We start from the raw sequence: 8,820 nt of genomic DNA on the forward strand, positions 1-8,820 counted from the left end.
CGGTCTGCAGGTCCGTCCCGCGCCGGCGTCCGCAAGGCCGCCGGCGTGTTTCCGGCAAGGCTCCAACGGGCCGCCAGCCGGTAGGGTGCGTGGAAAACGGCCGCGCGGGGCGTCTGTCTCGTCGAAACGGTAACACAACCCATCACCGGGCGAGGCCCGGCGACCCCGCGCCCTCCCCACCTTTCGCGGCCCGCGCCCCGGAAGACGAAGACCCATGCCTGCCGCCTGCTGCCTGCTGCCTGCTGCCTGCTGCCTGCCGCCTGATCCCTGCTCTCCCTCCCTTCACCCCCTCCCCCGAAACCGCTATCAGCCCCCGATGACCCTCCCCCACGCCCTGAACGGTCTCGGCGACATCGCCGCCGACTACGACATCCTGCTCTGCGACGTCTGGGGGGTGATCCACAACGGCCGCGAAAGCTGGCCCGAGGCCTGCGCCGCCCTGACCCGCTTCAACGAACAGGGCGGACACGTGGTGCTGATCTCCAATTCGCCGCGCCCCTCTTCCGACGTCGTGGCCCAGCTCGACCGCCTCGGCGTGCCGCGCGACAGCTGGAAGGCCTTCGTCACCTCCGGCGACGCCACCCGGGCCGAACTGGCCAAGCGCGCCCCGGGCCCGGCCTGGATCATCGGTCCCGACCGCGACTGGCCGCTCTACGAGGGCCTCGACCTGGCGCGCGCCGACGGGGCCGCCGACGCCGCCTTCATCTCCGTCACCGGCCCCGTCGACGACGAAACCGAAACCCCCGAAGACTACCGCGAGCGCCTCGCCGCCGGCGCCGCCCGCGACCTCGAACTGATCTGCGCCAACCCCGACCGCGTGGTGCAGCGCGGCGACCGGCTGATCTACTGCGGCGGTTCCCTCGCCGACCTCTACGAAAGCCTCGGCGGCCGCGTCACCATGGCCGGCAAGCCCTACGGCCCGATCTACGAACTGGCCATCCACGAAGGCGCGAACCTGCTCGGCCGCACGGTCAACCGCGCCCGGGTGCTGTGCATCGGCGACGGCGTAGTCACCGACGTGCTCGGGGCCAATCGCCAGGCCCTCGACTGCCTGTTCATCGCCCAGGGCATCCACGGCGACGCCGCCAAGGGTCCGGACGGCCGCCTCGATCCGGCGCGCGCCGGCGCCCTGCTGCAGGCGGAAACCACCTGGGCCCGCTACGCCATGCTCGATCTGGCGTGGTGAGCCCGGCCCTTTGCGCCCTGGCTGGCGTCGGCGCGACTCCAAAAAATGGCCCCTTCAAAGGCAATTCAGGCTAAGCCCCGGGAATGGAACTGGTCACGACACATCCCTCGGGCGGCTACATCCTCGAGGAGCTCCACGTCGGCATGGCGGCCGAAAAGGTCATCCACGTCTCCGATGAGCGCATCCGCCTGTTCGCCGAGGCCTCCGACGACTTCAACCCCGTCCACCTCGACGACGCCTTCGCCTCCAAGACCGCCTACCGCGGCCGCATCGCCCACGGCCTGCTGTCGGCCTCGTTCGGCTCGGCCGTGGTCGGCACCATCCTGCCCGGGGCCGGCGCCATCTACATCTCCCAGACCCTCGGCTTCCACCTCCCTGTCCGCCCCGGCGACGATGTCGTGGTCCGCATCAGCGTCGTCTCCGTCGACCAGGAAAGCGCCCGGGTCGAGCTGAACTGCGAGGGCTTCGTCGACGGCAAGCTGATCATGGACGGCGTCGCCGTGGTCCGCGTGCCCCGCCGCCGGCGTCCCGCGAAGGGCTGACTTGGTCGAGATCGTCACCGACTGGCGCGGCCTGCCTGACAGCCTCAAGGGGGCGGCGGTGGCCATCGGCGCCTTCGACGGCGTCCACCGCGGCCATCAGGCGGTCATCGCCGGGGCCCGCGAGGCCGCCCGCTCCCTCGGCGCCCCGCTCGGCGTGGTCAGCTTCGACCCGCACCCGCGCCGCTGGTTCCAGCCCGACGCCGCGCCCTTCCGCCTGATGACGCCGGCCCAGATGGCCCGCGCCCTTCAGCCCCTCGGCGTCGACCGCCTCTACCGCCTGCCCTTCGACGCCGACATGGCCGCCATGTCGGACGAGGCCTTCGCCCGCGACGTCCTCGCCTCGGGCCTGGGCATTCGCCACGCCGCCGTAGGCTTCGACTTCACCTACGGCAAGGGCCGCACCGGCTCGCCCGAGGGCCTGCGCCGCCAGGGCGGGAGCCTTGGCTTCACCGTCACCGTCTGCGACCGCGTCGACGATCCCGACGGCCTCAAGCTCTCCTCCTCCGCCGTCCGCGAGGCCGTCCACGCTGGCGACATGCTCCGCGCCGCCGCCATCCTCGGCCGCCCCTTCGCCATCGAGGGCGAGGTCATCCACGGCGACAAGCGCGGCCGCACCATCGGCGTGCCCACCGCCAACGTCCGCCTCGGCGACTACATGCGCCCCGCCTACGGGGTCTACGCTGTCCGCACCCGCCTCCCCGACGGCCGGACCTTCGACGGCGTCGCCAGCCTCGGCCTGCGCCCCATGTTCGCGCTCGACGAGCCCTTGCTCGAGGTCTGGCTCTTCGACTTCGACGGCGACCTCTACGGCCAGACCGTCGAGACCCGGCTGATCGCCTTCCTGCGCGGCGAACAGACCTTCGACGGCCTCGACGCCCTCAAGGCCCAGATCGACGCCGACGCCGTAGCCGCCCGCGCCGCCCTGCGGCTGGCGCCGTCATGAACCGCCTGCTAGACCGCTCCCACCATGACCGTCCGCGTCCTTCGCCCGATTTCGATTATCCGCCCGGCGTAGCGCCGCAGGGCTTTTGCCCCGCGCACGCCGGGATCTCGAAATCCACGCGAACGATCACACACGACGAAACGAGACTTCATGGCTGACGCCAGCGACATGCCCACCGGCCGCGACTACCGCGAGACCGTCTTCCTGCCGGAGACGCCCTTCCCCATGCGCGGCGGCCTGCCCCAGAAGGAACCGCTGATCCTCGAACAGTGGGGCGACCTCTACGGCAAGCTGCGCGCGCAGCGTCAGGCCGAGGGCGCGCCCCTCTACGTCCTCCACGACGGCCCGCCCTACGCCAACGGCGACATCCACATCGGCCATGCGCTGAACAAGACGCTGAAGGATTTCGTGGTCCGCAGCCGCTTCCTGCTCGGCTACGACGTCGATTACGTCCCCGGCTGGGACTGCCACGGCCTGCCGATCGAGTGGAAGATCGAGGAACGCTACCGCGCCCAGGGCAAGCGCAAGGACGAGGTCTCCAAGGCCGAGTTCCGCCAGGCCTGCCGCGAATACGCCGCCGGCTGGATCGACGTGCAGCGCGACCAGTTCAAACGCCTCGGCATCGTGGGCGACTGGGACAATCGCTACGCCACGATGGACTTCTCCACCGAGGCCGCCATCGTCGCCGAGTTCCACAAGTTCAAGAACTCCGGCCAGCTCTATCGCGGCTCCAAACCGGTGATGTGGTCGCCCGTAGAACGCACCGCCCTGGCCGACGCCGAGATCGAATACCACGACCACGTCAGCCCGACCGTCTGGGTCAAATTCCCCGTCACCGGCGCCACCGACGATCACCCTGACGACCTGCTGGCCTTCCGCCACGCCAATCCGTCGGTGGTGATCTGGACCACCACGCCGTGGACCATCCCGGCCAACCGCGCCATCAGCTACGGCCCCGAGATCGCCTACGGCCTCTACGAGGTCACGGCCATGGAGACCGGGCTGGAGTTCGAACCCTGGGCCAAGCCGGGCGACCGCCTGATCCTCGCCGACAAGCTGGCCGAGGAGGTCTTCCGCGCTGCGAAAATCGCCACGTGGACCCGCATCGACGATCTGAACCCGTCCGGACTGGAATGCGCCCACCCGCTGGCGGCCCTGTCGTCCGGCTACGGCTTCTCGGTGCCCCTGCTGGCCGGCGACCACGTCACCGACGACGCCGGCACCGGCTTCGTCCACACCGCCCCCGGCCACGGCGCTGACGACTTCGAGGTCTGGAAGGCCCACGGCCATCACGAGGTGCCCGACACCGTCGACCCCGACGGCGCCTACTACGAGCACGTCCCCCTGTTCGGCGGCCTGAAGGTCCTCGAGACCGAGGGCAAGAAGACCGGCAAATTCGGCCCCGCCAACGGCGCGGTGATGGAGAAGCTGATCGAGGCCGGAAACCTGCTGGCCCGCGGCCGGATGGAGCATTCCTATCCCCACAGCTGGCGTTCCAAGGCCCCGGTCATCTTCCGCAACACGCCGCAGTGGTTCATCCGCATGGACCAGCCGCTGAAGGACGACGGCACCCTGCGTGAACGCGCCCTCGCCGCCATCGACGCCACCGCCTTCCACCCGGCCGCGGGCAAGAACCGCATCCGCACCATGGTCGAGAGCCGCCCCGACTGGCTGATCAGCCGCCAGCGCGCCTGGGGCACGCCCTTGGCCATGTTCGTCGACAAGGAAACCGGCCAGCCCCTGCACGACCCGGAGGTCGACGCCCGCATCCTCAAGGCCATCGCCGAGGGCGGCGCCGACGCCTGGTTCGACCGGCCCGACGCCGACTTCCTCGGCGCCCACGACGCCCAGCGCTACGAGAAGATCACCGACATCCTCGATGTCTGGTTCGACTCCGGCTGCACCCACGCTTTCACCCTCGAGCCGCGCGATCCGGCTCACGGCTACACCGGCGACCGCCCGTCGCACTGGCCCGCCGACCTCTATCTCGAAGGCTCGGACCAGCACCGCGGCTGGTTCCAGTCCAACCTGCTCGAAGGCTCCGGCACCCGCGGCCGCGCCCCTTACGACGCCGTCCTCACCCATGGGTTCACCCAGGATGAGAACGGAGAGAAGATGTCCAAGTCGAAGGGGAACACGACCGACCCCGCCGTGGTCATCAAGGAATCGGGCGCCGACATCCTTCGCCTCTGGGTCGCCCTGGTCGACTACGCCGAGGACCAGCGGATCGGAAAGCAGATCCTCCAGACCACGGTCGACGCTTACCGAAAGCTGCGAAACACTGTGCGCTACCTACTCGGCGCGCTGGCCGATTTCGACGAGGCTGAACGCCTGCCGCTCGACCAAATGCCGCCGCTCGAACGGTTCATTCTCCACCGCCTGTGGGAGCTGGACCGCGACGTCCGCGCCGCCTACCGCGACTACCGCTTCCAGGACGTCGTCCGCCCGGTGCTGGAGTTCTGCTCGAACGATCTCTCGGCCCTGTATTTCGACATCCGTAAGGACAGCCTCTACTGCGACCGTCCCGACGCGATCCGCCGCCGCGCCGCCCGCACGGTGATGCATGAGGTCTTCCTGCGCCTCACCGCCTGGCTGGCCCCCCTGACCCCCTTCACCATGGAAGAGGCCTGGACCACGCGCTTCCCCGACCCCGGGACCAACTGCGCCCGGGTCATCCCGGAGACGCCGGACGCCTGGCGCAACCCGGCCGAGGCCGAGCGCTGGGCCGGTGTCCAGACTGTGCTCGAGATCGTCAATGAAGCCCTCGAGGGCGCTCGCCGCGACAAGATCATCGGCGGCGCCCTCGACGCCTGGCCCGTGGTCACGGGCCCGGCCGAGGCTTTCGCCCCCTTCGAGGGTCTAGACGCCGCCGAGGTGTTCCGCACCTCGGGCGCCGAGCTGAAGGCGGGCGGCGACGCGGTGACGGTCGAGGTCCGCCTCGCCGACCATCCGAAATGCGCCCGCTCATGGCGGCGCGTCCCGGACGTCGGTTCAGACCCGGACTATCCCGAGCTCAGCGCCCGCGACGCCGATGCGGTTCGCTGGTGGGACGCGCGCCGGACGTAGAAAAAGGCCCCGCCGAAGCGGGGCCTGACCGGCTCAGGTGCGGTCGGCGGACTGCTCCCGCATCCGCTGCGCCTGCCGCTCCATCTCGTCGGCCTGCTCCGGCAGCCGCCGGGACAGGTCGATCAGTTCGGCGTCGGTGACGGTGTTGCCCCGCGCCCGGTTCTCCTCGATCTGCCGCGCGCGATAGGCGGGGTCACGCAGCCGGCCGGCCTCCTCGCGCATCTCCCGCGCGCCGCGATCCATCTGCTCGGCGCCGTTGCGCATTTCAACGCGGGCGCGCGCCATGGCGTGGCGGGCTTCCTCCCGCGCCGCGCCGGCGTGGACCCGGGCCTGGGCGGCGGCGGCCTGCGCCTCGGCGGTCGCGGCCCGCGCCTGTTCCATGGCCGCGGCGTGTTGGACACGCGCCTCAGCGTGCACACGCGCGGCTTCCGCACGGGCGACCCGCGCCTGTTCCCGGGCGTGGCCCGCCTGGACGCGGGCCTCCGCCGCCTCGCGCATCGCCTGTTCGTAGGTTCGGCGCGTCTCGGGGTCCATCTCCTCGACGGAGCGGTACACGTGCACCTGACCGCCGTCGGAGATCGTGATGCGGGAGCCGTCCTGGCCTCGCGGCGGCGCTGGCGGGGCCGGCGGCGCAGGGGGCGCGGGGGGCGCGGCGGGCGCGGGCAGGGCCAGAAGCGCGGGTAGGGCCGGAGGCGCGGGCGGCGCCGGCGGAGCAGGGATCGCGACCGGAGCCTGCGGCGGGGCCGGCGGCGGGGCCGGCGGCGCCGGCGCCCGCTGGGTGATCTCCAGGGCGGCGATGGGCGTGGCGATCGCCACCAGGGCGCCGATGGCGAGCGCCATCGACAGGGGCCGGGGACGGGAAGCCTGTCGGATAGTCATGATGCGTTTGATCCTTCGGGTCAGGGAGTGGACGTTCCCCGCCATGCCGACGGCGGCGGGCTGACGGAACTCGGCGGCGAGGCCGACGAGGGCGCGGGCGTAGGTCCGGCGGTCCACCGCGGCGAGGGCGGCGGCGTCGGCGGCGTCCTCCGTCCGGCTCGCCAGGGTGGCGTGCAGCAGCCAGACCAGCGGGTTGAACCAGAACAGGGCGAGGGCGAGGCGAGACAGGGCCAGGAACAGCCAGTCATGGCGGCGGACGTGGGCCAGTTCGTGGGCGATGACGGCGGCGGCGTTCTCCGGTCGTGCGAGGCACGAGTCGCCGATCAACACCACGCCGGGCGGCAGACCCCAACTGAGCGGCGCCTCGACCTTGGGCGAAGCGACGAGCCGCGGCCGTCGGCCTGCTGTCAGGCGCTCCAGCGGCAGGGTCCACGCCGGATCCGTCACGGCCGCGCCGCACCGGGTCCAGCGCCGCAGGGTCAGCACGCCGAGGACAAATCGACCGAACACCGCCAGGGCGCCGAGCGCCCAGACGCCTGCGATCGTCTCAACGGGCGACGGCCGCGGGATGGATCCGTGGAGGGACAACCCTTCCACCGGCGTGACCGAGCCTTGCCAGATCACAGGATGCAGGGCGGCTGGTTCGACCTGCGTCGCCGGCAGCAGGGCGATCTGCAGTCCGGGCGCCAGCGCCATGACCAGCGGCATGCCGAGCAGGACGCAGACCGTGGCGCGCAGGACGTCGACCCGGTCCACCGGGGCGCGGAAGTTCAGGACGACCGACAGGAGCAGGCCGGCGGCGGCGATGACGGCGGACTTGGCCAGGAGCTCCAGGAGCAGCTCGACGCTCATGATCCGCGCTCCCTCGCCTCGTCAATGGCCCGCTCGAGGGCCTCCAGTTCCTCCGGCCTGAGCCGTTGGGTCAGGCCGAGCAGGGCGGTGGCGGCCATCGCCGCCGAGCCGGCGAAGAAGGTGTCGACGGTGCGGCGCAAGGCGCTGGTGGCGATCGCCTCCGGACGCGGCAGGGGCCGGTAGACGACGCCGTCCTCGTCGGCGCTCCGCCCGACCAGGCCCTTGGCCTCGAGGCGGGCCAGCAGGGTCCGGACCGCCGAGTCGCTGAGGTCTCCGGTCATCGCCGCGCGCACGGCGCTGACCGCGCCCTTCTCGAGGCGGCAGAGGGTCTCGAAGACCTCTCTCTCCCGGCGCGGCAAGGTTTCGATCATCACGGCTCCGCTCGAAGTGGCGCTACATACGTAGCGCTACACTTGTAGCGGAACAAGTCGGGATTGTGGCGGCCGGATGAACTCGGCGTAAGGCGGTCCGGCAGGTCCGGCGCGCGAACAGCAAAAAGCCCCGCCGGCGGGAGCCAAGCGGGGCTTTGAGATCTTGGGTGCGGGAGCAGGATTTGAACCTGCGACCTTCAGGTTATGAGCCTGACGAGCTACCGGGCTGCTCCATCCCGCGGCAAACGGTAGTGCAAGGGAAGAGCGGTTCGAGAAGACACAATCATATATCCGTCTGGTAGACCCGGCGGCGACCTACTCTCCCGCGCCTTAAGACGAAGTACCATCGGCTCTGGAGGGCTTAACGACCGAGTTCGGAATGGGATCGGGTGGGGAACCTCCGACATAGCCACCAGGTCAACCAGGCGGATAGACGATTGTGAGAAGACATTGTCAGCCTTGGCGGTAACCAAGGAAATCGAATGAGTTTTGCTGAGAAACGATCAAGCCGATCGGATTATTAGTACCAGTAAGCTTCATGGGTCGCCCCACTTCCACACCTGGCCTATCAACGTGGTAGTCTTCCACGATCCTCAGCGAAGCCTTGTTTTGAGGTTAGTTTCCCGCTTAGATGCTTTCAGCGGTTATCTATTCCATACATAGCTACCCTGCTGCGCAGCTGGCGCCACGACAGGTCCACCAGAGGTATGTCCATCCCGGTCCTCTCGTACTAGGGACAGATCCTCTCAAGCTTCGAACACCCACGGCAGATAGGGACCAAACTGTCTCACGACGTTCTGAACCCAGCTCACGTACCACTTTAAATGGCGAACAGCCATACCCTTGGGACCTGCTCCAGCCCCAGGATGTGATGAGCCGACATCGAGGTGCCAAACTTTGCCGTCGATATGGACTCTTGGGCAAAATCAGCCTGTTATCCCTAGAGTACCTTTTATCCGTTGAGCGATGGCCCTTCCACGC

6 protein-coding genes, 1 tRNA gene and 2 rRNA genes are annotated in these 8,820 nt (G+C 69.8%); 4 read left to right on the forward strand and 5 right to left on the reverse strand.

Features of this window, described 5'->3' with window-relative positions; translation table 11 throughout:
* The first annotated feature begins 316 nt into the window (after nucleotides 1–316).
* From VEA98_RS15180 to ileS, 4 genes are all read left to right on the forward strand, one after another.
* Complete coding sequence (locus VEA98_RS15180; protein ID WP_324816269.1) at nucleotides 317–1,186, forward strand: TIGR01459 family HAD-type hydrolase; 870 nt, start codon at nucleotides 317–319, stop codon at nucleotides 1,184–1,186.
* Nucleotides 1,187–1,269: 83 nt separating this feature from the next.
* Entirely contained in the window at nucleotides 1,270–1,728 is a 459-nt protein-coding gene (locus VEA98_RS15185) for a MaoC family dehydratase (RefSeq protein WP_414642190.1), read from the forward strand.
* Nucleotide 1,729: 1 nt separating this feature from the next.
* Nucleotides 1,730–2,671, forward strand: coding sequence for a bifunctional riboflavin kinase/FAD synthetase (locus tag VEA98_RS15190; RefSeq protein ID WP_324816272.1), 942 nt, complete (start codon nucleotides 1,730–1,732; stop codon nucleotides 2,669–2,671).
* Between the two features lie 150 nt (nucleotides 2,672–2,821).
* Entirely contained in the window at nucleotides 2,822–5,737 is a 2,916-nt protein-coding gene (ileS, locus tag VEA98_RS15195; protein ID WP_324816274.1) for an isoleucine--tRNA ligase, read from the forward strand.
* A gap of 33 nt (nucleotides 5,738–5,770) precedes the next feature.
* Here the strand turns inward: ileS and VEA98_RS15200 are convergent, their stop codons facing one another.
* The 5 genes from VEA98_RS15200 to VEA98_RS15220 all read right to left on the reverse strand — a co-directional run.
* Nucleotides 5,771–7,468, reverse strand: coding sequence for a M56 family metallopeptidase (locus VEA98_RS15200; protein ID WP_324816276.1), 1,698 nt, complete (start codon nucleotides 7,466–7,468; stop codon nucleotides 5,771–5,773).
* Nucleotides 7,465–7,839, reverse strand: a complete 375-nt coding sequence (locus VEA98_RS15205; protein WP_324816277.1) for a BlaI/MecI/CopY family transcriptional regulator — start codon at nucleotides 7,837–7,839, stop codon at nucleotides 7,465–7,467. Before VEA98_RS15205 ends, VEA98_RS15200 begins: the two co-directional genes overlap by 4 nt.
* Nucleotides 7,840–8,003: 164 nt before the next feature.
* A tRNA-Met gene (locus VEA98_RS15210) sits at nucleotides 8,004–8,080 on the reverse strand.
* Nucleotides 8,081–8,141: 61 nt separating this feature from the next.
* A 5S ribosomal RNA gene (rrf, locus tag VEA98_RS15215) occupies nucleotides 8,142–8,256 on the reverse strand.
* Between the two features lie 82 nt (nucleotides 8,257–8,338).
* Nucleotides 8,339–8,820 (reverse strand): 23S ribosomal RNA (locus VEA98_RS15220); the annotation flags it as partial.

It is taken from the genome of Brevundimonas sp., from assembly GCF_035627055.1.
Taxonomy (GTDB): Bacteria; Pseudomonadota; Alphaproteobacteria; order Caulobacterales; family Caulobacteraceae; genus Brevundimonas.